Origin of the sequence: Domibacillus sp. PGB-M46 (genome assembly GCF_022668875.1) — a bacterium.
GTDB lineage: Bacteria > Bacillota > Bacilli > Bacillales > Domibacillaceae > Domibacillus.
This window is the reverse complement of sequence record NZ_JAKGCR010000002.1, coordinates 126397-150702: the sequence shown is the minus strand read 5'-3', so window position 1 is coordinate 150702 and position 24306 is coordinate 126397. Positions and strand designations below refer to the sequence as shown.

Annotated in this window: 24 protein-coding genes; 19 read left to right on the top strand and 5 right to left on the bottom strand. The window is 44.0% G+C overall.

Going from position 1 to position 24306, the window contains the following annotated elements:
* Positions 1–57: 57 nt before the first annotated feature.
* Positions 58–960 carry a chemotaxis protein gene (locus L2D08_RS02710; RefSeq protein ID WP_242232193.1) on the top strand — a complete coding sequence of 301 codons (903 nt, stop codon included), beginning with the start codon at positions 58–60 and terminating at the stop codon, positions 958–960.
* Positions 961–1001: 41 nt separating this feature from the next.
* Here L2D08_RS02710 and L2D08_RS02705 read toward each other — a convergent pair whose 3' ends face one another.
* Positions 1002–1466: a YkyB family protein gene (locus L2D08_RS02705; protein WP_375337556.1), complete on the bottom strand. Its 465-nt coding sequence runs from the start codon at positions 1464–1466 to the stop codon at positions 1002–1004.
* 132 nt (positions 1467–1598) lie between these two features.
* Here L2D08_RS02705 and L2D08_RS02700 point away from each other — a divergent pair, with 132 nt between their 5' ends.
* The 16 genes from L2D08_RS02700 to L2D08_RS02625 all read left to right on the top strand — a co-directional run bounded on the left by L2D08_RS02700 (position 1599) and on the right by L2D08_RS02625 (position 18442).
* The gene (locus L2D08_RS02700; RefSeq protein ID WP_242232459.1) at positions 1599–3131 is read left to right on the top strand and encodes a Ppx/GppA family phosphatase; all 1533 of its coding nucleotides are present in this window, start codon (positions 1599–1601) and stop codon (positions 3129–3131) included.
* A gap of 14 nt (positions 3132–3145) precedes the next feature.
* On the top strand, positions 3146–5245 hold the full coding sequence (locus L2D08_RS02695; RefSeq protein ID WP_242232191.1) for an RNA degradosome polyphosphate kinase: 2100 nt from the start codon (positions 3146–3148) through the stop codon (positions 5243–5245).
* 87 nt (positions 5246–5332) lie between these two features.
* On the top strand, positions 5333–6097 hold the full coding sequence (fadH, locus tag L2D08_RS02690; protein ID WP_242232190.1) for a 2,4-dienoyl-CoA reductase: 765 nt from the start codon (positions 5333–5335) through the stop codon (positions 6095–6097).
* A gap of 115 nt (positions 6098–6212) precedes the next feature.
* The gene (treP, locus tag L2D08_RS02685; protein ID WP_242232189.1) at positions 6213–7622 is read left to right on the top strand and encodes a PTS system trehalose-specific EIIBC component; all 1410 of its coding nucleotides are present in this window, start codon (positions 6213–6215) and stop codon (positions 7620–7622) included.
* A 40-nt stretch (positions 7623–7662) separates the two neighbouring features.
* Positions 7663–9324, top strand: coding sequence for an alpha,alpha-phosphotrehalase (gene treC, locus L2D08_RS02680; RefSeq protein ID WP_242232188.1), 1662 nt, complete (start codon positions 7663–7665; stop codon positions 9322–9324).
* Positions 9325–9373: 49 nt separating this feature from the next.
* Positions 9374–10093, top strand: a complete 720-nt coding sequence (treR, locus tag L2D08_RS02675; protein ID WP_242232187.1) for a trehalose operon repressor — start codon at positions 9374–9376, stop codon at positions 10091–10093.
* A gap of 97 nt (positions 10094–10190) precedes the next feature.
* A complete protein-coding gene (locus tag L2D08_RS02670; protein WP_242232186.1) occupies positions 10191–11402 on the top strand; it encodes an EAL domain-containing protein in 1212 nt (403 codons plus the stop codon).
* A gap of 60 nt (positions 11403–11462) precedes the next feature.
* Positions 11463–11684, top strand: a complete 222-nt coding sequence (locus L2D08_RS02665; protein ID WP_242232185.1) for a hypothetical protein — start codon at positions 11463–11465, stop codon at positions 11682–11684.
* A 125-nt stretch (positions 11685–11809) separates the two neighbouring features.
* On the top strand, positions 11810–12070 hold the full coding sequence (locus L2D08_RS02660; RefSeq protein WP_046179710.1) for a YkuJ family protein: 261 nt from the start codon (positions 11810–11812) through the stop codon (positions 12068–12070).
* Between the two features lie 124 nt (positions 12071–12194).
* On the top strand, positions 12195–12635 hold the full coding sequence (gene cbpB, locus L2D08_RS02655) for a cyclic-di-AMP-binding protein CbpB (RefSeq protein ID WP_242232184.1): 441 nt from the start codon (positions 12195–12197) through the stop codon (positions 12633–12635).
* A 93-nt stretch (positions 12636–12728) separates the two neighbouring features.
* Complete coding sequence (locus L2D08_RS02650) at positions 12729–14132, top strand: MDR family MFS transporter (RefSeq protein ID WP_375337558.1); 1404 nt, start codon at positions 12729–12731, stop codon at positions 14130–14132.
* Between the two features lie 4 nt (positions 14133–14136).
* On the top strand, positions 14137–15027 hold the full coding sequence (locus L2D08_RS02645; protein ID WP_242232182.1) for a transcriptional regulator CcpC: 891 nt from the start codon (positions 14137–14139) through the stop codon (positions 15025–15027).
* Positions 15028–15091: 64 nt separating this feature from the next.
* On the top strand, positions 15092–15802 hold the full coding sequence (dapD, locus tag L2D08_RS02640) for a 2,3,4,5-tetrahydropyridine-2,6-dicarboxylate N-acetyltransferase (RefSeq protein WP_242232181.1): 711 nt from the start codon (positions 15092–15094) through the stop codon (positions 15800–15802).
* A 67-nt stretch (positions 15803–15869) separates the two neighbouring features.
* Complete coding sequence (locus tag L2D08_RS02635) at positions 15870–16991, top strand: N-acetyldiaminopimelate deacetylase (protein ID WP_242232180.1); 1122 nt, start codon at positions 15870–15872, stop codon at positions 16989–16991.
* Between the two features lie 172 nt (positions 16992–17163).
* The gene (locus L2D08_RS02630) at positions 17164–17619 is read left to right on the top strand and encodes a TlpA family protein disulfide reductase (protein ID WP_242232179.1); all 456 of its coding nucleotides are present in this window, start codon (positions 17164–17166) and stop codon (positions 17617–17619) included.
* Between the two features lie 163 nt (positions 17620–17782).
* Positions 17783–18442, top strand: a complete 660-nt coding sequence (locus L2D08_RS02625; protein ID WP_242232178.1) for a potassium channel family protein — start codon at positions 17783–17785, stop codon at positions 18440–18442.
* Positions 18443–18455: 13 nt separating this feature from the next.
* Here the strand turns inward: L2D08_RS02625 and L2D08_RS02620 are convergent, their stop codons facing one another.
* From L2D08_RS02620 to def, 4 genes are all read right to left on the bottom strand, one after another.
* On the bottom strand, positions 18456–18971 hold the full coding sequence (locus L2D08_RS02620; protein WP_242232177.1) for a C39 family peptidase: 516 nt from the start codon (positions 18969–18971) through the stop codon (positions 18456–18458).
* Positions 18972–19016: 45 nt separating this feature from the next.
* Entirely contained in the window at positions 19017–20684 is a 1668-nt protein-coding gene (rnjA, locus tag L2D08_RS02615; RefSeq protein WP_242232176.1) for a ribonuclease J1, read from the bottom strand.
* A 3-nt stretch (positions 20685–20687) separates the two neighbouring features.
* A complete protein-coding gene (locus L2D08_RS02610) occupies positions 20688–20897 on the bottom strand; it encodes a DNA-dependent RNA polymerase subunit epsilon (RefSeq protein ID WP_242232175.1) in 210 nt (69 codons plus the stop codon).
* A 344-nt stretch (positions 20898–21241) separates the two neighbouring features.
* A complete protein-coding gene (gene def / locus L2D08_RS02605) occupies positions 21242–21796 on the bottom strand; it encodes a peptide deformylase (RefSeq protein WP_242232174.1) in 555 nt (184 codons plus the stop codon).
* Between the two features lie 377 nt (positions 21797–22173).
* Between def and pdhA the strand changes: the two genes are divergently transcribed.
* Together pdhA and L2D08_RS02595 are read left to right on the top strand one after the other, a co-directional pair.
* Positions 22174–23283 (top strand): pyruvate dehydrogenase (acetyl-transferring) E1 component subunit alpha, encoded by a 1110-nt coding sequence (gene pdhA / locus L2D08_RS02600; RefSeq protein ID WP_242232173.1) that lies wholly within the window; start codon positions 22174–22176, stop codon positions 23281–23283.
* Positions 23284–23286: 3 nt separating this feature from the next.
* Positions 23287–24264: an alpha-ketoacid dehydrogenase subunit beta gene (locus tag L2D08_RS02595; RefSeq protein ID WP_242232172.1), complete on the top strand. Its 978-nt coding sequence runs from the start codon at positions 23287–23289 to the stop codon at positions 24262–24264.
* Positions 24265–24306 lie beyond the last annotated feature (42 nt).

The window sequence follows — 24306 nt, the reverse complement described above, 5'->3', positions numbered from 1 at the left end:
CGACAATTTTTTCATTCGTGATATAGTAAAATAAAAAAGCAAGGGGACTTATGACTTATGACAAATGATTATGGAATTTTACTTGAATCTGGAACAAATGAACTTGAAATTGTGGAATTTGAAGTTCAGGGCAATAAATATGGGATTAATGTGATGAAAGTAAAAGAAATCATTCAGCCCATGCCTATTACTTTTATCCCGCATGCCCACTCCCACATTGAAGGTATTATTCAGCTTCGTGGTGAGGTGCTGCCAGTGATTGATATGGCAAAAGTGCTAGGCCTGCAGCCATCACAAAATGGCCAGATGGATAAATACATTGTAACAGAGTTTAACCAGCAAAAAGTGGTTTTTCACGTTCAAAACGTGACGCGCATCCACCGCATTTCCTGGAATGATATTGAAAAGCCGTCTGAAATGTATCAGGGAGGCAACAACCAAATTATCGGCGTGATTAAAATCAATGAAACGATGATTTTGTTGATCGACTTTGAAAAAATTGTTGTAGATATTAATCCGCATTCCGGCATTCACATGGATCAAATTCGAAGCCTGGGCAAGCGTGAGCGGTCCGAAAAAAAAATTATTGTGGCAGAGGACTCACCGCTGCTCCGCAAGCTGCTTCACGATACGCTGGTGGAAGCGGGATATGATCGGGTTGAATTTTTTGAAAACGGTCAGATTGCCCTCGATTATTTGGAATCGACCCTTGAACAGGAAGATACATTCGAAAAAGTGCAGCTGATTGTTACAGATATTGAAATGCCAAAAATGGACGGACACCATTTAACAAGACGGATCAAAGATCATCCTATTTTGAAAAAACTTCCAGTCATTATTTTTTCTTCATTGATTACCGACGAGCTTCGCCACAAGGGCACAGGAGTAGGTGCTGATGCGCAGGTGAGCAAGCCGGAAATTGCCCGTCTTGTTCAGTATATTGATGAACTTGCCCTATAAAAGAAAGGACGCTTGCTTGTTCAGCGGCGTCCTTTTCGTTCTTAATATGACTGGCCAAGCGGTTTAAACACCGGCTTCGTATACTTTTTCTGGCCGGGGGTCTTCGGCTTTATTTCTTTTTCTTTCATACCCGTATACGCCTCAAGAATACTTTTTGCTTTAGACAGTCCCATGGAACAGCGGGGGTTGCGTATTTGTTCGCTTAACCGCCCCAGGTGCGGCAATAAAGTAAAGTCTTCTTTGCAAGGCGGCATATGAAAGGTGTATTCACCGCACGAAACAAGCACATCCGACTGCTGCCGGCTGTTTTTAGGATTTCGGGAAAAGTGAAGGCCTTTTTTTTCTGCTTTGCCTTCCTTGATCATCTTCAGGAGGGCGCATTTTTTCAGCGCATATAGATATTTTGGGTTTGTAGCCGTTTTTGCATGGCGGTTAACCGTGAAAATGGCTTTGGCGAGGGTCTCTTCGGATGAAGGTTCGGTGAAGGGTTCAGATTTTTTGCTCAATGTAGTGACTCCTTTCGTCCTCATTTTCTCTCATTATATACTGTTTAACCGTGATTTGGAAGCATTCATAGTGGTTTGCGTGGTATATTTAAAGGGGAAAATGAATAAAAAAAGAAAGCGGGAATCACTGTGATGCAAACCAAAACAGGCATTATTGACATTGGATCCAATACAGTCCGTCTGGTTTTATATAAAGAGCAAGGGTCAGCGATTGAGGAATTTCGAAATGTAAAAGCACCTCTCAGGCTGCGGCACTTTTTAAATGAAAAAAGTGAAATGAGCGATGAAGGTGTCCGGCTGCTGCTTGAAGCGCTGCTCAATTTCAAAGAAGTTCTCCATTACTACGGGGTAACAGAGATAGAATGTACCGCAACGGCTGCTATAAGACAGGCATCAAACCGGGATGCCATTATTGAAAGAGTCAAGGAGGAAACGGGATTTCATATCCGGCTGCTGTCGGGAGGGGAAGAAGCTTCTTACGGGCTGTCAGCCGTTTTGAAAACAATGCCGGCTGATAATGGACTGACGATTGATATCGGCGGAGGCAGTACAGAAATTACACTTTATAGAAACAGAAAATTGAAACATTTTTTCAGCTTTCCTTTTGGCGTGGTCTCCCTTAAAGAACAGTTTATCCCGGAAGGCCGAATGAAGCCGAAAGAGCAGAAACGAATGGCTGAGTTTATTCAAGGAGAGCTTGAAAAATTCGATTGGCTTGGGGAAGCACCGGACGGCATAATTACGGCTCTGGGCGGCAGCGCGCGCAACTTGGCGAATATCCAGCAGCTAAAAGAAAATTATCCGCCACTTGGTGTACATGGCTATGAGCTGTCCGCAGAAGCTCTCGAACAGCTGCGCACCGAGCTTTCTCCGCTTTCATACACAGAGCTTGAGAAAGTGGATGGTCTTTCAAATGAGCGCGCTGATTTAATTTTGCCTGCTATTGAAGTCTTTTATCAGCTGACTATACATACAAAAGCGAAAAGAATGCTGGTCAGCTCCCGGGGGCTTCGGGATGGAATCATGCTGGAGCGGGCGAAAAACAGCAATTGGGATACAGCAGAAGATGTAAAACGAAACGGCGTGAAAAGGCTGTTAACTGTTTATGGCCATGATGAAAATCATCATTACCAAATGATGAAGCTGACTCAAAATATGCTTCGCGGTTTTGAGCAGGAACGGATTTTAAAGGTCACGAACAAAGAGCGGTTTATGATTGAACAAGCGGCGGCTTTGTTTTATCTCGGTGAATACATATCATCCAATGCAAAAAGCCGGCATACCTTTTATCTTCTGCTTAACTCCATGTTTGACGGCTTTACTCATCGAGAGAAAGCATATATTTCTTTGGTCGCTTCCTTTACAAATAATTCAACACTCAAGCAATATTTAGAGCAGTTCGACGGCTGGTTCACTAAAGAGGACATCCAAAAAATGCGGGAGTACGGTGCCCTGCTTAAGCTTTGTTTTAGCTTAAACAGCTCAAAGCGAAGCATTGTCAGCGATCTAGGTGTGAAAAGAAAACATGAGCATATTCTTATTACGGTTTATTGCGAAGGAAGCGAACTTGCTGAACGCTACCAAAGCGATAAACAAAAACGCCATTTAGAAAAAGCCTTGCAAACAGACATTCAGATAGAATTTAAACAAATAAAAGAAAACTGAAATGGGGGAGTCCGATGAGCAGGCAGACAGCCATTGATTTAGCGAATCCAAGATACTACAACAATCGAGAATTAAGCTGGCTTAACTTTAACAAACGTGTGTTGGAAGAATCATCGGATTTAAACAATCCTTTGCTGGAACGAATGAAATTTTTGGCGATCTTCAGTTCAAACTTAGATGAATTTTTTATGGTACGGGTAGCTGGCTTAAAAGATCAAGTAAAAGCAGGCTTTAATAAGCCTGAGAACAAAGCGGGCCTGACCCCCAAGCAGCAGCTGAACCGGATCAGCATTAAAGCGCATGAGCTTGTGGAAACACAAAACAGGATACTAAGAGAGGAAATTCTTCCCGCTCTTAAAGAAGAAGGATTTTTGTTGAAAAAGCCGGCTGAGCTGGTGGATGAACAACAGCGTTTTTTACTTGATTACTTCGACAACGAAGTGTTTCCTGTTTTAACACCGATGGCCATTGACGCTTACCGCCCATTTCCAATGCTGTTAAACAAATCACTTAATTTAGTTGTGATGCTGCAAAATGATGAACCGGAAGCGGAAATGGATCGCGTAGCCATTGTGCAGGTGCCGGGAGTGCTGGAACGTACAATCGAAGTGCCATCGGAGGAAGGCGGCACATTCGTTTTGCTTGAAGACGTATTAGAATATTTTATTGACCGTGTTTTTCAAGGGTATGTTGTAAAGAATGTGAATATTTTCCGGATTACACGCAATGCGGATATGGAAATTCACGAAGAAGGCGCCCGCGATTTGCTTCTTGAAATTGAAAAAGAATTAAAAAAGCGAAAATGGGGAGCCGCTGTCCGGCTTGAAATTAAATCGCAGGATTTAGATCAGGATGTACTGGACTACCTGCTTGAAGAGCTTGAAATTCATTTTAAAGATGTTTATGAAATAGACGGCCCGATTGATTTAACTTTTTTGTTTCCTTTTACCAAAAAGCTGAGCACGCTTCGTGAAGGGTTGACATATGAAACGTTTATTCCGCAGCTGCCGATCGATTTGTCTTCCCGGGAAAATATCTTTGAAAAAGTATTGCAGCAGGATATCCTTTTTTATCACCCATACGAATCATTCGAACCGGTAGTGGATTTTATCTCGCAGGCGGCAGATGATCCTACCGTTTTAGCGATTAAAATGACGCTTTACCGGGTCAGCGGCGATTCACCGATTATTGAGTCGCTTAAACGGGCAGCGGAAAAAGGAAAACAAGTTACCGTTCTCGTTGAATTAAAAGCGCGTTTCGATGAAGAAAACAATGTTCAATGGGCCAAAGAGCTGGAAAAAGCGGGCTGTCATGTGATCTATGGCATGCACAATTTGAAAACGCATAGTAAAATTACGCTTGTTGTTCGGAAACGAGCGGGCCAAATTGAACGGTTCGTTCATCTCGGCACAGGCAATTATAATGATGCAACGGCAAAGCTTTACACGGACCATGGCTTAATTACATCTAAAAAAGAGTTTGGCGTAGATGCGACGAATTTCTTCAATTATTTAAGCGGGTATATGAACAAACCGAAATACAATCACTTAGTGGTCGCTCCATTTGATATTCAGGACGCATTTATCAAACTCATTGATGAAGAAATTGACAATCATAAAAAGTATGGAAATGGCCGGATTATTGCAAAGATGAATTCTTTAACAGATAAACGGTTAATTATGAAGCTGTACGAAGCATCCAACGCAGGGGTGCAAATTGACTGCATCATCCGTGGAATTTGCTGTATGCGCCCGGGGATTCCCGGCGTAAGTGAAAACATACGGGTAATCAGTATTGTGGGCCGCTTTTTAGAGCACAGCCGGATTTACTATTTCCATCATAACGGTGAACGGAATATTTACCTTTCTTCAGCAGATATGATGACACGCAATATGATTAAGCGGGTGGAAATTTTATTCCCGATCTTAGACCATACATTAAAAAACAGGCTGACGGACTTTTTGCATTTGCAGCTGTCGGATACAGCAAAAGCACGCTATCAGGACAATGAAGGAAACTACCATTACGTAGCCAGTGACAAAGATGAGATATATGTTGACAGCCAGCTTGAATGTTTACAGGCGGTTTATCAGCTAAGGGAGGACGAAGAATAAAACAAAAAAGGAAATCCGCAATACAAGTGGATTTCCTTTTTATTATATATTTATGAATGACTATTCATTCACACAGGAGGAAAACACATGAAAAACCAGACGGTCGTTATAACAGGCGGATCAAGCGGCATGGGAAAATATATGGCCCGGCGTTTTTTTGAGGAAGGAGCCAATGTGGTCATTTGCGGACGAAACGAAGCAAAATTAAGGGCGGCTAAAAATGAAATAAGCGGAGAAAACGACCGGCTTTTAACAGTGGCTATGGATGTACGCTGTCCTGACGAAGCTGTGCAGCTTATGGAAAAGGCGGATCAGGCGTTTGGCTCGATCCATGTGCTCATTAATAATGCTGCCGGTAATTTTATTTGTCCCACAGAAAAGCTGACGCCAAATGGATGGCAGGCTGTTATAGACATTGTGTTAAACGGAACCTTTTATTGCTCACACGCTGCAGGAAACTATTGGATTAAACAAAAAAGCAGCGGTTTAATCATTAACATGGCTGCTGCTTATGCCTGGAATGCAGGAGCCAGAGTTGCACATTCGGCTGCTGCCAAGGCAGGTGTACTGTCTCTCACACGTACTCTTGCAGTTGAATGGGGCTATCAGTATGGAATACGTGTTAATGCGATCGCCCCCGGTCCAATTGAGCGGACAGGAGGGGCTGAAAAGCTATGGGAGTCATCAGAAGCAGCCCGGCGGACGCTGAACAGCGTACCGCTGGGCCGGCTTGGGACGCCCGAGGAGGTCGCTTCTCTTGCTCTTTTTTTGTGTTCGAAAGACGCTGCTTATATAAATGGCGAATGTATTACAATAGATGGCGGGCAGTGGTTGAATCGCTTTCCTTTTTAAAAGCAGCAATAGGGCTGCTTTTTTTTGGAATCGCTTCCTTGTTTGTTGACAACATGTATATACAGGTGGTAAAGTCTTATTAAGATGTATATACAAGATTAGGAGGGCTGTAACAATGGGTGCATACTCAAAACAAGCGGAGCAGATTGTAGAGGCAGTCGGCGGACGTGATAATATTAGTGCAGCTACACATTGTGTAACACGGCTGCGTTTTGCGTTAAAAGATGACAGCAAAGTCGATACAGCAAAACTTGAACAAATTGATGTCGTCAAAGGATCTTTCGCAGCCAACGGACAGTATCAGGTTGTTATTGGCCAGGGTACCGTCAACAAAGTGTATCAGGATTTAGTTGATCAAACCGGTATTGGAGAATCTTCCAAAGATGATGTAAAAAAAGCATCAGAATCCAATTTAAATCCGCTGCAGCGGGCGATTAAAACATTGGCTGATATTTTTATACCCATTTTACCGGCCATTGTAACAGCCGGCTTGCTGCTTGGACTGAATAATATTTTAACCGGACCCGGCATTTTCTTTGAGGAATCGTTAATCGAGCGTTATCCTCAGTGGGCGGACATTGCAAACGTTATCAACTTGATTGCGAATACAGCGTTTACCTTCCTTCCTGCCTTGATCGGATGGTCAGCGGTGAAGCGGTTTGGCGGTAGTCCGCTTTTAGGGATTGTGCTAGGATTAATTCTCGTTCATCCCGATTTATTGAACGCCTGGGCATACGGTGAAGCAGAAAAAGCGGGAGAAATCCCTACGTGGAATATTTTGGGGCTGACAGTTGAAAAAATCGGCTACCAGGGACAGGTCCTGCCTGTTTTATTCGCCTCCTATTTATTGGCGAAAATTGAAGTTTTCTTAACAAAAAGAGTTCCTGAAGGCATTCAGCTGCTCGTTGTAGCACCGGTTGCCCTTCTTATTACCGGGTTTGCCGCTTTTATTTTAATCGGTCCGGTTATGTTTATTGTTGGAAATGCCATCACAGATGCGGTTATTTATATTTTTGACACCGTACCGCTTTTAGGCGGCTTAATTTACGGCGGCCTGTACAGCGTGCTTGTTATCACAGGAATGCATCACACCTTCTTAGCTGTTGATCTGCAGCTGGTCGGCTCTCAGCTTGGCGGCACGTTTTTATGGCCGATGCTTGCTCTTTCTAACATCGCACAGGGCGCAGCTGCTTTAGCAATTGGGCTTTCAGCAAAAGAAGACCGTTTAAAAGGTCTTTCTTACACATCAGCACTGTCTGCATTTCTCGGTGTAACAGAGCCGGCTATATTCGGGGTAAACCTCCGCTTCCGGTATGCTTTTATCGCTGCTATGATCAGCTCTGCCATTGCCGGTATGTTTATCTCGGTAAATGGTGTTCTCGCTAGTACGATTGGCGTCGGAGGCATTCCAGGCTTTCTCGTTATCAGTAAAGGAATGACATCCTTTTTGATCGGCATGGTCATTGTAATCGTTCTGCCGATCATTCTCACATTTATTTTTTCACGATTTGCGAAACAAAAATAAAGGGCGCTTTTGCCCTTTTTTCTATTAGGAGGCTTACGACATGAATGAACAATGGTGGAAACAAAGTGTTGTATATCAAATTTATCCGAAAAGCTTTAATGATACGAACGGCAGCGGAGTGGGCGACTTGCGGGGCATTATTGAAAAGCTGGATTATTTAAAAAACCTCGGGGTTGATGTGCTGTGGCTGACGCCCATTTATGCGTCCCCGCAAAAAGACAACGGCTACGACATTAGCGATTATTATGCGGTAAATCCGGAATACGGAACAATGGCTGACGTGGAGGAGCTGCTCGAGCAAGCCCATAATCGTGAAATCAAAATTGTCATGGACCTCGTTGTTAACCACACTTCTACCGAGCATAACTGGTTTCAACAGTCGAGAGAAGCTGACGGCCGCTTCCGGGACTATTATATTTGGAAAGACGGAGTAAACGGAGGTCCGCCAAACAACTGGAAGTCAAAATTTGGCGGATCAGCATGGGCTTATGATGAAAAGCGCGGCCAGTATTATCTGCATTTATTTGATCGTACGCAGGCCGATTTAAATTGGGAAAACGAACAAGTTCGCCGTGATCTATATGAAATGATGCATTTTTGGCTTCAAAAAGGGATTGACGGCTTCCGTCTGGATGTCATTAATCTTATTTCCAAAGATCAATCTTTCCCAGATGACTTTGAAGGGGACGGGCGGCGCTTTTACACAGATGGTCCGCGGGTTCACGAGTTTTTACGTGAGATGAATGATAACGTGTTTTCTCAATATGATCTGTTAACGGTAGGTGAAATGTCTTCTACAACCATTGAACACTGCATTCGTTATTCTCATCCGGATTCGCATGAATTGGCGATGACCTTTAATTTCCATCATTTAAAAGCGGATTATCCTGGAGGAGAAAAATGGACAGCCGCTCCGTTTGATTTTTTATGGCTGAAAGGGATTATGTCAGACTGGCAGCAGGAAATGGATAAAGGCGGAGGCTGGAATGCCTTGTTCTGGTGTAACCATGACCAGCCGCGTATTGTAAGCCGGTATGGAAATGACGGAGAATACCGGGTGAAGTCAGCGAAGATGCTGGCAAACACCATTCATTTTATGAAGGGAACCCCTTATATTTACCAGGGCGAAGAAATTGGAATGACAAATCCTCATTTTGAACGGATTGAGCAGTATCGTGATGTGGAGTCTTTGAATATGTACAATGAAATGCGCGCACAGGGAATGGCAGAAGAAGATATCATGACAATTATAAAGCAAAAATCACGTGATAACAGCCGGACGCCTGTTCAGTGGAACAGCGGAAAAAATGCCGGCTTCACAAGCGGCACTCCATGGATTGAAACGGCTGAAAACTATAAAGAAATTAATGTGGAAGCCGCACAACAAGACCAAGACTCTATTTTTTATCATTACAAAACACTAATTGAGCTCCGGAAAAAGGAAAAGGTGATGCGTGAAGGAAGCTACCGGCTGCTTATGAGCAACCATCCTGAGCTGTTTGTATATATGAGAGAATACGAGGGGGAAGCATGGATCGTCATCAATAATTTTTATGGCCGCCCCGTGCCATTCGTTGTGCCTGAAGAATTGAAAGGCAAGCGTTCATCTCTTGTTTTGTCAAATGAGAAAGAAGCTCCTGTGCAGCTTTCAAACCGTACATTAACGCCTTATGAAAGCACCGTGTACCGTCTGTTTAACTAATCCATTTTATGTTATAGTGGAGGGAATGACAGTATGCAGGTGAACCAAGATGAAAATCAATAAATACAAGTATATTTACGAAGAGCTGGTTGAGAAAATAAAAACGGGTGTTTTTCAGCCGGGTGAGCTTATTCCGTCAGAGAATGACCTGGCCGCCAGCTATGAAACATCCAGGGAAACGATTCGAAAAGCGCTGACACTTCTTTCGCAAAATGGTTTTATTCAAAAGCTGCGCGGCAAAGGCTCGGTCGTTCTTGACACGAGCCGTGCAAGCTTTCCATTTTCGGGGCTTGTCAGCTTTAAAGAGCTGGCAGAAGGGCTTAACGCAGCCATTCATACAGATGTAGAAGAGCTTGCATTAATTCGTCCCGAGCCATATTTGCAGCATCAGCTTCAATGCAGTCCAAAGGAAGAGATATGGAAAGTGACCCGGACGCGTGTTTTTGATGGGGAACGTGTTATTTTGGACAAGGATTTTTTATTGAAAAAGCATGTTCCCTCTCTGACAGAAGAAATATGCGGACAATCGATTTATGCTTACATTGAAGAAGAACTCGGTTTAACGATCAGTTTTGCTAAAAAGGAAATAACCGTTGAGCCCTGCACAGAAGAAGACATGGCTCTTCTTGACATGAATGGCTGTTCACATATTGCTGTGGTGCGTAACTACGTTTATTTAGATAATGCGAGCCTTTTTCAGTATACGGAGTCAAGACACCGGCCGGATAAATTTCGCTTCGTCGATTTTGCCCGCCGGCATATGATGTAGCCTGGCACGTTTCTGTGCCGGGCTTCTTTGAATTAAAGCATAATAAATAAAAGTCATGTATAATAATAAACGATTGGACGGAATGGGGGGTTTTTTCATGGATGCATTGGAAATTATGAGTCATCTGGATCGTGTTGTACCATATTACCAGCCGATCTTCAGCGCTGATGAACATAAAATTATTGGGTATGAAGTGTTAGGCCGTTACATAGAAGGAGAGACGGTCCATAGTCTCGGACACTTTTTCCATGATGAAGATACACCGGATGACTACCGTTGTGAAGTAGAAGACGTCATTATACGAAAAGCACTCGATGCTTTTTTGAAAGCCGGCAGAACCGAAATGCTGTTTGTAAACCGGCGGGCAGCCGGACTGCTTGAGGATTATGGTGAATCTTTTCTAGCTATTTTAGACGAATATACCGAAAAAGGATTAAGGTATGAGCAGATTGTGCTGGAGATCTCGGAAGCGGATTACAGCAAATCGCTTGATAACGTTCTTCGCTACTATAAAACACTCGGGATTCGGCTTGCCGTTGATCATATAGGGGAAGTAGACGTGGACGGGGATATTCGCCGTTTTGCCGGGTCATCACCTGATATTTTAAAAATAAGCCTGCAGGCCCTTCGAAAAGACGCCAGTGACCAGACCTATAAAAATATCGTTTATTCCCTTTCAATGTTTGCCCGTAAAATTGGTGCCTCGCTCCTGTTTGAAACCGTGGAAGCAGAGTATCAGCTTCAATATGCCTGGAAAAATGGCGGGCGTTATTATCAAGGCTTTTACTTATCGGAGCCTATGCCCGATTTTGCCCAGCCTGACGGGCAAAAAGAAATGCTAAGGGAAAAATGCAGCCGGTTTATTACGTATGAAAAACAGGCGCTCAGCAGCGTATATGCGCTGGCGGACCATCTGGAAAGCGGACTGAGTGCTATCATTTCCAGATCGAAATCAGCCCCGAAAGAAAAGCTCCTCGAAGATATCGCCAGGGAGTTTAATGAAATGTGTTTCCGGTTATATATATGTGATGAGAACGGTTTTGAATTAACACCAAACTACTTTAAAAGGGATGGCCAATGGATTTTTCAGCCGGAATATTTAAACAAGAATTGGAGCTGGCGCCCTTATTTTCTTGAAAACATTGTCCGGATGAATAAAAATGGCGGCGGTTTAATCTCTGATTTGTATAATGATCTTGAAACAGGAGAAACCATCCGAACATTTTCCTGCCCGGTGAATGAGCACGAATATTTATTTTTTGATATTCCATATGCTTATTTATACGACCAGGATGGATTGCTCTATTAACGTATGAAGCTGGAGGAATCCGGGCACAATGGAAGTATCCTGGCATAAAAGGGGATGCTTATGGAAGCTTGGATTCTATTATCAGCTGCTGTTCTGCTTGGCGGCCTGCTTTGGACTGCCAGATTGATGAAACGATCCGGCGCTTTTGGCATTCGGGATACAGCCAATTCTAAGCCGGTTCGCCAGCATCCATATAGATTGAATCCGGTCATTTGGCTATTTATCGCGATGTTTGTCATATTTCTTGGAATTATTGCAATTGTATGGCTGCAGGGGCGCTGATTTTGGCGTCTTTTTTATTTGTAGATTGTGAAAAAAGAGGGCAAAAATATTGGATTAAAGCAGGGATGTATGGTATATTTCTTGTGCTTACTAAATGGTTAACGAAAGAAAGGGGTCGACAACATATGTCACAATTAGTTGGAATCGTACAGCGCCTTAAATCACTGCAGGAGGGCGGAGAGCAGGGAGAAGTACAGCAGCGCTTGTTTGAATTAAACGGCAAAACACTCTGCCAGGTAAAATATTTCCCAAATAAAGACACGTTCGAACTTGAAGTATATGATAAGGATGGAAAAGGAAGTAAGTATCCTTTTGATGATATTGATATGACAGCAATCGAAATTTTCGAACTTCTTCAAGAAGCGAAGCAGGAAGCACAAGGGTAACAGAAGGCGGCCAGGGCCGGATCTTTTTGAAGAAGAACGGCTCGTTTCTCTGGTAGAAGCTACAGGCATTTTGCTATAATGGAAGGTAAGTAAAGCGCTTACAAAAAAGAAAGGAAGAACACCAATGATCTCCTTCAGAAACAAAGACGTTCTGCAGACAAATATTATGGATTACATTATTCCGGGAGAGAAAGTGGCATTTGTCCAGCGGGGAAACAGTCTGGAGCATGCATTGCTGATTCTGACGAAAAGTGGTTACACGGCAATTCCGGTTTTGGATACCAAATACCGTCTTGAAGGGCTGATTAGCATTCCTATGATTACGGAAGCGCTTCTCGGTCTTGAACGTATTGAGTTTGAGCGGCTTGATGAGCTGAAAGTGGAGGATGTGATGGCTATCGATAAACCGAGATTAACGGTTCATGACCACTTCCGAAAAGCGCTTGGACAGCTTATTAATCATCCTTTTTTATGTGTAACTGATGAAGAAGGCCATTTTGAGGGTATATTAACGAGACGGGTCATTTTAAAGCAGCTCAATTATTATGTTGATGGATTAAATTAAAGATCCGCCAGGCGGCGGATTTTTTTTATTGAATTTGGGGTGAAAGGGTTGAAACCAAAACAAACAAAGCGTCCTCTCGTCTTGGCGGCTGTGATGCTGGCCATGTTTATGGGAGCGATCGAAGCAACAATTGTTTCAACGGCTATGCCGGATATTGTAGCGGAGCTTGGTGGTTTTTCGCTGTATAGCTGGGTGTTCTCTGCTTATTTGCTTATGAACGCAGCGACTGTTTTAATTTATGGAAAGCTATCGGATATCTTTGGCCGGCGGCCGGTTTTATTTGCAGGTATGACGATTTTTTTGGCCGGCTCTATTCTTTGCGGCCTGGCCGGCTCAATGGAGCAGATGATTCTTTTCCGCTTTATTCAGGGAGTCGGGGCCGGTGCAGTAATGCCCATTGCCACAACCATTGTCGGCGATATTTATTCCAAGGAAGAGCGGGCGCATATTCAAGGCTATCTGTCGAGTGTGTGGGGCATTTCGGCCGTTTCCGGGCCGGCACTTGGCGGCCTGCTTGTAGAATATGTATCGTGGCGCTGGGTATTCTGGATTAACATACCTCTTGGCATTGTTTCGATGATCATGCTTGGCCTTTTCCTGCATGAGAAGGTAGAAAAGAAAAAGCCGGATATCGACTATATCGGAACGGTGCTTTTTTTAGTAGGAATTTCAACGTTTATGTACTGGTTGGTTGAAGCGGGCAACACAGCCCATACAGGTCCGCTGCTAGTGCTTGGAGCCGTTTCGTTTTGTCTTTTTGTTTTGCACGAACGGCGTACACCGTCTCCTATTGTGCCATTTCATTTGTGGAAGGTGCGTCCAATCTTAATTGCCAACCTTGTATCGTTAACGACCGGCATTATGCTCATCGGCATTTCATCTTTTTTGCCGGCTTATGTACAGGGTGTGATGGGGAAAAGTGCTACGATCGCCGGGTTCACGCTGACCGCTATGTCAATCGGCTGGCCGATTGCCTCCTCTTTATCCGGCCGCCTTCTTCATTCCATTGGCTACCGTGCTACAACTCTAATTGGCGGGGCAGCACTGTTAGCCGGCGGCTTAATGTTTATGTTCATGACACCGGATTTAGGCCCCTGGTGGGCAGCCGCTTCTTCTTTCGTTACAGGAGTGGGAATGGGTTTGACCTCGACTGCTTTTATTATTTCGATACAAAACGCGGTCGACTGGCATGAAAGAGGAGCTGCGACGGCAGCCAATATGTTTATGAGAAATATTGGAAATGCAATAGGAGCAGCGCTGCTTGGCGGTGTACTAAACAGCCAGTTGTCCGCTTATTTGGCAGGCAAAAGCGGAGCAGATAATCTGAGCGTTAACTCCGTGAATGAGCTCCTAGGCGGAGAAGGAGATATACCGGCTTCCGCCCGCGCTATTTTAGGTGAAGGGCTGACGTCTTCCCTGCATGCGGTTTATTTTGTCGTTTTCCTATTTGCGGCCCTTTCATTTATTCTGCTTTTGTTTTTAAAGAAAGGAGAGTGACGGGATGTCTGTTTCAGAATTTCGCCTGCTGACCGTTCTTGCAGAGGAAATGAATATGCGAAAAGCAGCAGAGCGGCTTTTTGTTTCTCAGCCGGCTCTTTCCCAGCGCCTGCAGACAGTCGAAAAAGAGTGGGGCGTTAAAATTTTTAACCGTTCTACAAAAGGGCTTTCTTTGACGCCGGCAGGTGAGAGAATTGTGGAGTATGCAAAAGAAACCCTGGAGAAAAGAGAGCGTCTCCTCGAAGAGCTGCAGCTGCTTGAGCCGCAGGTGCATGGAACATTGAAAATCGCCTGCGCTACCATCGTCGGTCAAAACTGGCTGCCAAAAGTGCTAAAGCTGTACGTAGAACGCTATCCCCATGCCAAAATTCAGCTGATTACCGGCTGGAGCAGCGAAATTGTCAAAGCGCTTTATGAAGGGGATGTACATGTTGGCATTATACGCGGAACGCCGGAATGGAAAGGGCGAAAAATTCACTTGTTTGAGGATCCGCTTTATTTAGTCGATAAAGATATTCAAAATGTAGAAGATGTGCTTTCCACCGACAAACCGTTTATTCAATTCAAAAGTGACTCAAGCTACTATCAGGAAATACAAGAATGGTGGCACAGTCGTTTTCAAATGGCGCCAAAGCGCTCAATTGTGGTAGACCAAATTGAAACATGCCGGCAGATGGCGTTTAATGGACTTGGGTACGCGATTTTGCCAGCTATTACATTAGCGAATCATGAACACGATCTTTTTCAAATCCCGCTTCTTGACCGTGAAGGCGCACCGATTCAGCGCGATACGTGGCTTCTTGGCTATGATGCCGCTTTTGAACTTCGTCAAGTGCAGGCATTTGTCGAAACAGTGGAGCTTTTTATGGCACAATCGGAAGAAAATCGCTTGTGAAAGTGGCGCTGCTTTGATACAGTAATAGCAGAAAAAACAGATTGACCAGGAGGAATACATACTTATGAAAATGATGGATGCACACGAAATTATTGCTTTTATCGGAAACAGCAAAAAATCAACACCGGTAAAAGTGTACGTAAATGGAGATGTAGAAGGCATTAACTTCGGCGAATCAGCAAAAGTATTTGGCGAAGGCAAATCTGTTGTTGTGTTCGGTGAATGGGCAGAAGTGTCTGAAGCACTTGAGCAAAATAAAGATAAAATCACTGATTACGTAGTGGAAAATGACCGCCGCAACTCTGCGATTCCGCTTTTAGATATGAAAAACATTAAAGCACGTATTGAGCCGGGTGTTGTGATCCGCGATCAAGTTGAAATCGGCGACAATGCCGTTATTATGATGGGTGCTTCTATTAATATTGGAGCAGTAGTTGGCGAAGGAACGATGATCGACATGAATGCGGTTCTTGGCGGGCGTGCGACAACGGGTAAAAACTGCCATGTTGGTGCAGGCGCTGTGTTGGCGGGTGTAATTGAGCCGCCTTCTGCTTCACCGGTTATTTTAGAAGACAACGTTTTAATCGGGGCAAATGCGGTTGTGCTTGAAGGCTGCCGTATTGGCGAAGGTTCTGTCGTGGCTGCAGGCGCGATCGTTACGGAAGATATCCCGCCTTACTCTGTTGCAGTTGGAGCACCAGCACGCGTGATTAAACAAATCGATGATAAAACAAAATCAAAAACAGAAATCATGCAGGAACTCCGTAAACTATAAAAGCGGTAATCATAAGGACGCGTGGGCAGCTGCTCGCGCGTTCTTTTTCTAAAAAGGGGGAAAAGAAATGAGCCAATTTACAGCTATCCGACGTGATTTGCACCAAATTCCAGAGCTCGGATTTCAAGAATTCAAAACGCAGGCTTATTTGCTGGAGTATTTAAAATCACTTCCGCAGGAGCGAATGGAAATTCAAACATGGCGGACAGGCATTCTTGTAAAAATAAACGGGTCTAATCCATCTAAAACAATCGGATGGCGGTCAGATATCGATGGCCTGCCTATTACCGAGCAGACTGGCCTTTCATTTGCTTCAACACACGAAGGGCGTATGCACGCATGCGGCCATGATCTGCATATGAGCATTGCACTTGGCGTGGTTACTCATTTTGCTTCCCATCCGATTGATGACGATTTAGTTTTTATTTTTCAGCCGGCAGAAGAAGGACCAGGAGGAGCCGAGCCGATGATGGCCTCGAAAGAGTTCCGCGCATGGCTGCCGGATGAAATTTATGCACTTCATATTGCGCCGGAGCATCCGGCGGGCACAATTTCCACGAAGCCGGGCCTTTTATTTGCGAATACGTCAGAGCTGTTTATTGATATTCACGGCAAAGGCGGCCATGCTGCTTATCCGCACGAAACAAAGGATATGGTTGTAGCGGCCTCTTACTTTGTTACACAGCTCCAGTCTATCGTTTCCCGAAACGTTGACCCGCTTGATAGTGCTGTGGTGACGGTAGGGAAAATGACGGCTGGCACTGTGCAAAACGTGATCGCCGACCATGCAAGGCTGGAAGGCACCATCCGCACGCTTTCACCAGAAGCAATGGTAAAAGCAAAGGCACGGGTTCAGTCTCTTTTAAAAGGGATAGAAACGGCGTTTGACTGCGAAACAGAAATCGACTGTGGCAGCGGCTATTACCAAGTGTATAATGATCCGGAAGTGACGGGCCGCTTTATTCAATTTGCGATGCAGCAGCCAGATATCCAATTCGTGCAGGCACGAGAAGCCATGACAGGAGAAGACTTTGGCTTTATGCTGAAAGAAATTCCAGGTCTTATGTTTTGGCTTGGTGTCGGATCGGAGTATGGCCTTCATCACGCAAAATTAAACCCGGATGAGACGGCGATCCAAACGGCAATTTCATTTATCAGCAGTTACTTTGAGCAGCTGGGCAGCCGCTGAGCATTTTTAAAGGACCAACCATCTTACAAAGCTCTCCATTTAAGCGGGCCGGCTTTGCCCTCCAAACTGAAAATAGAACCACAAAAACCTCTTTAATCTATAATGCTCACCGGGGCTTAATACACCGTTAGGCCCTGATGTGTCTATACTATTAAAAAAGGGGTGTGGACGGATGAAATTAAAAGAGCAAATGCCAGAGCTTAATGGTGCAACAAAGTGGCTGAACGGGAAAGTGTTTACCAGTGAGTTAATTGGCGAAAGGCCAACCCTCATTCATTTTTGGTCGGTAAGCTGTCACCTATGCAAAGAAGCCATGTCAAACATCAACAAATTCCGTGATGATTACAAGGATACATTAAATGTTCTGGCTGTACACATGCCTCTTTCGGAGGATGACCTGGACTTGGAAGAGATTAAAGCGGCAGCAGAAGAACATGGAATCACACACCCGATTTTTGTTGACAGTGAACATACACTTACAGAAGCATTTAACAATCAATATGTTCCTGCTTATTATGTTTTCGATAAAGAAGGCCGGCTGCGTCACTTTCAAGCAGGGGGAAGCGGGCTGAAAATGCTTGAGAAGCGTTTAAATCGCGTTCTCGGTGAAACGTCCAAAACAAAATAAAGCAGGTGGCCGGCGCCAGCCGGTTTTTCTTTGTTTCTTTTTGTAAGAAAGAGTGAGGGGTATGGTGAGGGCAGGAAAATAAGAAAGGAAGCAATTAAAGGCCTTTCGTGGTAAACTGTCAGAGCAAAACCTTTTATTTAACGTTGACAGCGGGGGAAGAATCATGAAAAAGGAATTTGTCGTTATTGGACTCGGTCGATTCGGAAGCAGTATTTGCCGGGAGCTGAGTGAACAAGGAATGGAAGTAATGGCGATCGATAAAGACGAGGATCGTGTAAATGAGTTTACTTCGATTGCTTCTCATGCTGTTGTCGCAGATACGACAGATGAATCGGTTTTAAAAAGCCTGGGCATTCGAAACTTTGATCACGTGATCGTCGCTATTGGAGACGATATTCAGTCCAGTATTTTAACAACGCTGATGTTAAAAGAAGTGGGCGTTAAAAAAGTTACGGCCAAGGCACAAAATGATTATCATGAAAAAGTGCTGATCAAGATCGGCGCAGACCAGGTTGTCCACCCGGAACGTGACATGGGACGGCGGATTGCCAATAATATCGTCTCAAACAACGTATTAGATTATTTAGAGCTTTCCGATGAGCATTCCATCGCCGAAATTATTGCCAATGAATCGCTTGCTGGCAATACGTTGATTGACCTCGATATTCGGGCTCTTTACGGGATTAATATCGTAGCAATTAAACGGGGTAAAGAAATTATCGTATCGCCACAGGCAAATGAGCCTATTCATTTAGGCGATATTTTAATTATTATTGGTGCGGATAGAGATATTGACCGATTCCAGAGAAAAATGAATCACTGATAAAACCCTCCACTCAAAGTGGAGGGTTTTTTGGCGAAACAAGCACAAAACGGAGGACGTGTGCCTGGTCTTTAAATGAGATGCGGCGGATCCTGCTTTTTCGTCCAGGAGCACCGTGATCATGCAGGAACAAATAAATACGCCCCTGCTGGATTTCATATCCTGCCAGCACGACCCAATGATACGCAAACAAAGGCTTGGCAAAAAAGCGGAGGGTGAAATACTTGTCAAATTTTGCGGCAACGGGCCGGCCATGGTCAAGCTCGTGAATCACTTCATCAATCCGGTTCGAGGAACTAACACGCCAGTTGCTGCCCAGCAGTTTTTTTAATCTTCGAACCATTGAAAAGCGGGATAAACCGATTTTTGTAGTACCAAGTTTTTTATATAAATCGTTTGCTGTACATGAATATCCCCAGTAATCTAAAATAACCGAAACTGTGACGGGGCCGCAGGCGGATGAACGATAGTTCTTTTTAATATTTTCTGCATACTGGGACTGGCTCTTTACCTGAATGATAGCAGACACCTCCGAAAAAACGCGCTCCTAAAAGCAGGAGCGCGTTTTCTTTTGTTACACTTCCATAATGATCGGCAGGATCATCGGGCGGCGTTTTGTCCGCTCGTAAAGGAAAGGTGAAAGAGTATCGGTAATTTCATTTTTAATATCAGACCATTGAGTGGTGCTGTTATTGAGAAGCTGCTTTACATGGCGATTCAGCATCGACTGTGCTTCGTAAATAAGATCGCCCGACTCACGCATATACACAAATCCGCGCGAAATAATATCAGGGCCTGCTTCGATTTTATTTTTTTCTTTGTTGATGCTTACGACCACAATCACAAGGCCTTCTTCTGAAAGAATGCGGCGGTCACGAAGCACGATGTTGCCGATGTCGCCAATGCCGCTTCCGTCAATATAAACGGAGCCGGATTGAATGCGTCCAGCCACGTGCGCTTCGTCTTTTGAAAGAGCCAATACATCGCCGTTGTCCATAATAAAGCAGTTTTCTGGCGGAACACCGCAGTCGATCGCGTGCTGGCAGTGCATTTTCTGCATCCGGTATTCACCGTGAATCGGCATGAAAAATTTAGGCTTAATCAAGCGGAGCATCAATTTCTGCTCTTCCTGGCTTCCGTGCCCGGATGTATGGATCTCATTTAATGGGCCGTGAATAACGTCTGCTCCTGCCCGGGACAAAGCATCAATAATTCGATTGACACTTACATTGTTGCCGGGAATCGGTGAGGAAGAAAAAACGACCGTATCATTCGGCTGGATCTGAATTTGACGGTGAGATCCGTTGGCGATGCGTGACAGTGCCGCCATAGGTTCACCCTGGCTGCCAGTGCACAAAATTGTTACTTTGTTCGCCGGTAATTTATTTAACTGGTGAGTGTCGACAAACGTGTCTTTCGGACAGCGGATATAGCCGAGCTGTTGTCCGATATTAATCGCATTTTCCATGCTGCGCCCAAACACACCGACTTTCCGGCCGTCTTCAACAGCTGCATCAACAACCTGCTGTAGGCGGTGGATGTTCGAGGCAAAAGTAGCGAAAATAATGCGTCCCTGTACTTTTCGAAAAACATTGTGAATGCTTTCTCCAACTTTCCGTTCAGACATTGTGAAATTGGGCACTTCACTGTTAGTACTATCAGACAGGAGACAAAGAACACCTTCCTTGCCAATTTCCGCCATCTTTGTTAAGTTGGCCGGCTCTCCTACAGGAGTGAAGTCAAATTTAAAGTCGCCTGTGTGCACGATATTGCCTTGCGGTGTTTTGACTACAACACCATAAGAGTCTGGAATACTATGGGTTGTCCGGAAAAAGGATACGGATGTTTTCCGGAACTTGATAATGTCATCCTCGCCGATTTCGTGAAGGCGGGCGCGGCGCAGAAGGCCGTGTTCATCTAGTTTATTGCGCAGAAGACCAAGTGCGAGCTTCCCGCCGTACACCGGTACATTTACAACCCGGAGCAGGTAAGGGATACCGCCGATGTGATCTTCGTGACCGTGTGTAACAAACAAGCCTTTAATTTTATCCGCATTTTTTTGAAGATAGGAATAATCTGGAATCACATAATCGATTCCAAGAAGCTCATCTTCCGGGAACTTAATCCCTGCATCAATTAAAATAATTTCGTCCTGAAATTGGACGGCATAAGTGTTTTTGCCGATTTCGCCCAAACCGCCGAGGGCGAAAACTGCAGTTTGATCATTTTTTACAAATTTCATGCTTTACAGCTGCTCCACTTTAAAGTCGGGAGACTTCTTCTCATACTCAAGGTGGTTGTCAGTTACCTTTTGAACAAACTCAATATTATATGGGCGGCTTTTTAATGCGTGGCGTACTTCACGTTCTGTTTGCGCTTCCGCATATAAGGTTTTTGTTTTTTCCCGAACGGGCACTTCAGAACGGTCTTCCTGGTAATACACTTTGAAAATCATGATTTTCTCTCCTTTATTCCGGTTTAATATATACAAACCGCCATAAAAGCGGTTCTTCTCGTTTTTAATACTGCGTCTTATTAAGTGATCTTGGTTTTTATTATATAGAAAGAACGATGTTTTGACACGAAAGAACATCTTTTTGTTTCATACATAAAGACAGCCCTTCGTAACGGAAGGGCTTAACCATTCTAAATTATGCGATTGATTTTCTTCTAAGCAGATCTTTCCACTGTTTTACGAGCTTTTTTTTCAGCTTCTTCAACATTGTGGATCACTCCTCACTGCCATTTTATCATATGGCTGTCGGAATGAAAAGAGATCGACATATTCTATTAGACTGCTCAGCGTTCGATTGCCTGTGCGTTCTCTTCAATCTGAAAAGGCGCTTTTTCATTGATATAATCATAAAACATAACGCCGTTTAAGTGATCTATTTCATGCTGCATACAAATAGCAGGAAGCCCCTTTAAACGCAGCTTTACTTCTTCCCCTTCCAAAGTAACCGCTTTTACTGTCACTCTTGCATAGCGGTGCACATAACCCGGAACGTTACGATCAACGGATAAGCACCCTTCACCGCTTGTTAAATAAGCTTTTTCAACAGAATGGCTGACAATTTTCGGGTTAAACAGCGCATAGCTGAGCTGGTTTCCATTCTCATCAATTACATGAACAGCAATCATCCGTTTTGAAACACCAATTTGGGGTGCAGCCAAACCAATACCGGGACGCAGCCCGTATTTTTCGGCTATTTCGGGATCCTGGCTGTTTTTTACGTATTCAATTAGTGAAGCGAGAACCGATTTGTCTTCTTCAGAAGCAGGAAGCGGCACTTCTTTAGCTTTTTCCCGAAGAACCGGATCGCCTTCCCGCACGATGTCATTCATTTTAATCATATGGTTTCCTTCCTTTTTCGCTTTTAGTGTATTTATCTTATCAAAAACTGTGCAAAATGTTAATGAAGCGATTTTTTGTTTTACGCTTTGGAAACCGGGAATAGGGGAAAGGGGTAAAAAATGTAATGTATAACAGCTTAAAAAAGCGCTTTCTTTTTATAGTACAGATTAAACAGAAACACTAGTACAGAGCGCATGAAAGCAGTGGTTTAAAGGATAATTATAAAAATTCTTTTTGAATTGACGTATGAACACGGTTATTATACACTATTAACCGAAGCTTTTAATTGTATTAGTGATTTATAAAAAATAACTGGTACAGGTCATTATAAATGAAAACAGCCACATGACAAATAGAGAAAGGAAAGGTGACAACCATGAGTCCAAAGAAAACTCAGTTCGATCCGCAAAAAACGCTTGAGTCGATTGAAACGCAATTTGAAATGGTTCAAGTTTTGAATGAAGAAGGAAAAATTGTAAACGAAAGTGCAGCACCAAAGCTTTCAGATGAAGAACTTCAAGAATTGATGACGCGCATGGTATACACACGCGTACTTGACCAGCGTTCTATTTCATTAAACCGTCAAGGGCGTCTTGGCTTCTACGCACCAACAGCTGGACAAGAAGCATCACAAATTGCTTCCCAGTATGCTCTTGAAAAAGAAGATTGGATTTTGCCAGGATACCGTGATGTTCCGCAAATCGTATGGCATGGCCTTCCATTATGGAAAGCATTTTTATTCTCACGCGGTCACTACGTAGGCAACCAGGCACCTGAAGGCGTAAATGTTTTGTCTCCACAAATCATTATCGGTGCACAATACGTGCAAAATGCCGGCGTGGCTCTAGGACTTAAAAAACGCGGTAAAAAAGCAGTAGCTGTTACATATACAGGCGACGGCGGCTCATCACAAGGTGATTTCTACGAAGGAATCAACTTTGCCGGTGCATTCAATGCTCCAGCGATCTTTATCGTTCAAAACAACCAATTTGCGATTTCAACTCCGCGTGAAAAACAAACAGCAGCAAAAACAATCGCTCAAAAAGGGATTGCAGCAGGTATTCCATCTGTTCTTGTTGATGGTATGGATCCACTTGCGGTGTATGCGGCTGTTAAAGATGCGCGTGAGCGTGCAATCAACGGCGAAGGTCCGACATTGATCGAAACACTTTGCTACCGTTACGGTCCACATACAATGGCCGGTGATGACCCGACTCGCTACCGTACATCTGACCTTGATACAGAGTGGGAGAAAAAAGATCCGCTTGTTCGTTTCCGCAAATACTTAGAAGCAAAAGGTCTATGGAACGAAGAAAAAGAAACAGAAGTAATTGAACGCGCGAAAGAAGAAATCAAAGACGCGATCAAAAAAGCGGATGAAACGCCAAAACAAAAAGTAACAGACCTTATGAAAAATATGTATGAAGAAATGCCAGCAAACTTAAAAGAACAATATGCAATCTACACTGAAAAGGAGTCGAAGTAAGCCATGGCACAAATGACAATGATTCAAGCGATTACGGATGCCTTGCGCGTAGAGCTTAAAAATGACGAAAACGTCCTTGTTTTCGGCGAAGACGTCGGCGTTAACGGCGGCGTATTCCGTGCAACAGAAGGCCTTCAAAAAGAATTCGGGGAAGATCGCGTTTTCGACACACCGCTTGCAGAATCTGGAATCGGTGGTTTAGCTGTCGGTCTTGCTTTAGAAGGGTTCCGCCCAGTACCAGAGCTTCAGTTTTTTGGATTTGTTTACGAAGTAATGGATTCTATCAACGGACAGCTTGCACGTATGCGTTACCGTTCAGGCGGAACTTATTCTGCTCCTGTAACGTTCCGTTCTCCATTTGGCGGCGGCGTTCACACACCAGAACTTCATGCGGACAGCTTAGAAGGATTGGTAGCACAGCAGCCTGGTTTAAAAGTAGTTATTCCTTCTACTCCTTACGAAGCAAAAGGACTTTTGATCTCTGCTATTCGTGACAACGATCCGGTTATTTTCTTAGAGCACATGAAATTGTACCGTTCATTCCGTGAAGAAGTGCCAGAAGAAGAATACACAATTCCTCTTGGAAAAGCAGCAGTAAAACGTGAAGGTACGGACCTTTCAATCATTACGTACGGCGCGATGGTTCATGAATCTCTCAAAGCAGCAGAAGCGCTTGAAAAAGAAGGACATTCTGTTGAAGTAATCGATCTTCGTACGATCCAGCCGCTTGATATCGAAACAATCATCGCTTCAGTTGAGAAAACAGGACGCGCTATCGTTGTTCAAGAAGCGCAAAAACAAGGCGGTATTGCAGCGAACGTTGTAGCAGAAATCAACGATCGTGCAATTTTAAGCCTGGAAGCTCCTGTTCTGCGTGTAGCAGCACCGGATACCGTATTCCCATTCTCACAAGCCGAGGGTGTATGGCTTCCAAACTATAAAGATGTTATCGAAACAGCGAAAAAAGTTCTTCAATTTTAATCATACTTAATTCATGAAAAGGAGGCAGTGCCTCCTTTTCAA

Bases quoted from the DNA above. Each gene is read 5' to 3' on its own strand.
- def (WP_242232174.1), bottom strand. From the start codon at position 21,796: ATGATTAAAATGAATGACATCGTGCGGGAAGGCGATCCGGTTCTTCGG.
- treR (WP_242232187.1), top strand. From the start codon at position 9,374: ATGAAAATCAATAAATACAAGTATATTTACGAAGAGCTGGTTGAGAAA.
- L2D08_RS02710 (WP_242232193.1), top strand. From the start codon at position 58: ATGACAAATGATTATGGAATTTTACTTGAATCTGGAACAAATGAACTT.
- L2D08_RS02625 (WP_242232178.1), top strand. From the start codon at position 17,783: ATGAAAAAGGAATTTGTCGTTATTGGACTCGGTCGATTCGGAAGCAGT.
- cbpB (WP_242232184.1), top strand. From the start codon at position 12,195: ATGATCTCCTTCAGAAACAAAGACGTTCTGCAGACAAATATTATGGAT.
- L2D08_RS02645 (WP_242232182.1), top strand. From the start codon at position 14,137: ATGTCTGTTTCAGAATTTCGCCTGCTGACCGTTCTTGCAGAGGAAATG.
- L2D08_RS02695 (WP_242232191.1), top strand. From the start codon at position 3,146: ATGAGCAGGCAGACAGCCATTGATTTAGCGAATCCAAGATACTACAAC.
- L2D08_RS02700 (WP_242232459.1), top strand. From the start codon at position 1,599: ATGCAAACCAAAACAGGCATTATTGACATTGGATCCAATACAGTCCGT.
- L2D08_RS02635 (WP_242232180.1), top strand. From the start codon at position 15,870: ATGAGCCAATTTACAGCTATCCGACGTGATTTGCACCAAATTCCAGAG.
- dapD (WP_242232181.1), top strand. From the start codon at position 15,092: ATGAAAATGATGGATGCACACGAAATTATTGCTTTTATCGGAAACAGC.
- L2D08_RS02665 (WP_242232185.1), top strand. From the start codon at position 11,463: ATGGAAGCTTGGATTCTATTATCAGCTGCTGTTCTGCTTGGCGGCCTG.
- L2D08_RS02610 (WP_242232175.1), bottom strand. From the start codon at position 20,897: ATGATTTTCAAAGTGTATTACCAGGAAGACCGTTCTGAAGTGCCCGTT.
- L2D08_RS02595 (WP_242232172.1), top strand. From the start codon at position 23,287: ATGGCACAAATGACAATGATTCAAGCGATTACGGATGCCTTGCGCGTA.
- pdhA (WP_242232173.1), top strand. From the start codon at position 22,174: ATGAGTCCAAAGAAAACTCAGTTCGATCCGCAAAAAACGCTTGAGTCG.
- L2D08_RS02670 (WP_242232186.1), top strand. From the start codon at position 10,191: ATGGATGCATTGGAAATTATGAGTCATCTGGATCGTGTTGTACCATAT.
- fadH (WP_242232190.1), top strand. From the start codon at position 5,333: ATGAAAAACCAGACGGTCGTTATAACAGGCGGATCAAGCGGCATGGGA.
- treP (WP_242232189.1), top strand. From the start codon at position 6,213: ATGGGTGCATACTCAAAACAAGCGGAGCAGATTGTAGAGGCAGTCGGC.
- L2D08_RS02660 (WP_046179710.1), top strand. From the start codon at position 11,810: ATGTCACAATTAGTTGGAATCGTACAGCGCCTTAAATCACTGCAGGAG.
- rnjA (WP_242232176.1), bottom strand. From the start codon at position 20,684: ATGAAATTTGTAAAAAATGATCAAACTGCAGTTTTCGCCCTCGGCGGT.
- L2D08_RS02630 (WP_242232179.1), top strand. From the start codon at position 17,164: ATGAAATTAAAAGAGCAAATGCCAGAGCTTAATGGTGCAACAAAGTGG.
- L2D08_RS02650 (WP_375337558.1), top strand. From the start codon at position 12,729: ATGCTGGCCATGTTTATGGGAGCGATCGAAGCAACAATTGTTTCAACG.
- treC (WP_242232188.1), top strand. From the start codon at position 7,663: ATGAATGAACAATGGTGGAAACAAAGTGTTGTATATCAAATTTATCCG.